The following is a 1,151-nucleotide window of genomic DNA, read 5'->3' on the forward strand; positions in this document are numbered from 1 at the left end:
GCCAGTGGGTAGTGTTGTGTGGAGCAAAAATCATGAACAACCAGTTATATCGTATTATCTTTAATCAGGCCCGTCAGATGTGGATGGTGGTGGCCGAGATAGTGTGTGCCGGGCGCGGACGAACCGGACGCCGCGCTCGTCGCCCCTCTTCACCGCAACGTCGTTGTCGGCTTACTGCGCTACGGTTTGGGGTGTTATTCGCCCTTGGCGGGATTTCACTCACTGCACAGGCAGCGATTGTGGCCGACGGACAGGCGCCGGGGCGTCAGCAACCGACCGTCATTCGCAGCGCCAACGGTACGCCGCAGGTCAATATCCAGACGCCCGGTTCTGATGGCGTTTCTCACAACAGCTACCGTCAGTTTGATGTGGATAAACAAGGGGTTATCCTTAATAACAGCCATCAGGCCACACAGACCCAACTCGGCGGCATGGTGGCGGGTAATCCGTGGTTAGCCAAAGGGGATGCCAGTGTTATCCTCAACGAAGTCAACAGCCACGACCGCAGTCACCTCAACGGCTGGATTGAAGTAGCCGGGCATAAAGCCGAGGTGATTATTGCCAACCCGGCGGGTATCACCTGTAATGGTTGCGGGTTTATTAATGCGCATCGCACCACGCTCACCACCGGGCAAGCCCTGATGGAACGGGGCCGATTGAAAGGGTTTGATGTCAATCAGGGGGAAGTGCGCATTGACGGGCACGGCATGGACAGCACCCGGCAAAGTTACACCGATATTATCGCCCGCTCCGTGGCGATTAACGCCAAATTACATGCGCAAGACCTGAAAGTGACCACCGGGCGCAATATTGTGGATGTGGCGCATCAACAGATTGAGAAAAAATCGGCAGGCAATGAGAAGCCCCCGGAGTTTGCGTTGGATGTGGCGGCACTGGGCGGCATGTATGCCCATAAAATTAGGCTAATAGGCACCGAAACGGGGGTGGGCGTCCATAATGCCGGCAATATCGGGGCCTCAGCCGGGGACGTGCATATTACCGCCGATGGCTGGATAGAAAACCGCGGCGCCATCAGCAGCCGTGACGGGCTGCAATTAACGTCGTCTTCCAATGTGACTAACGCGGGCAAATTGTTGTCACAATCAACGGTGAATTTACAAGCCAACGGGGCGTTAAAGAATCAGGGCCGG

Annotated in this window: 1 protein-coding gene; it reads left to right on the top strand. The window is 56.0% G+C overall.

What is annotated here, in order from left to right:
- Positions 1-32: 32 nt before the first annotated feature.
- The coding region (locus tag LG003_RS23040) for a two-partner secretion domain-containing protein (RefSeq protein WP_262981766.1) at positions 33-1,151 on the top strand (1,119 nt) is incomplete at its 3' end.

Origin of the sequence: Photorhabdus kleinii (assembly GCF_025384885.1) — a bacterium.
GTDB classification, from domain to species: domain Bacteria; phylum Pseudomonadota; class Gammaproteobacteria; order Enterobacterales; family Enterobacteriaceae; genus Photorhabdus; species Photorhabdus kayaii.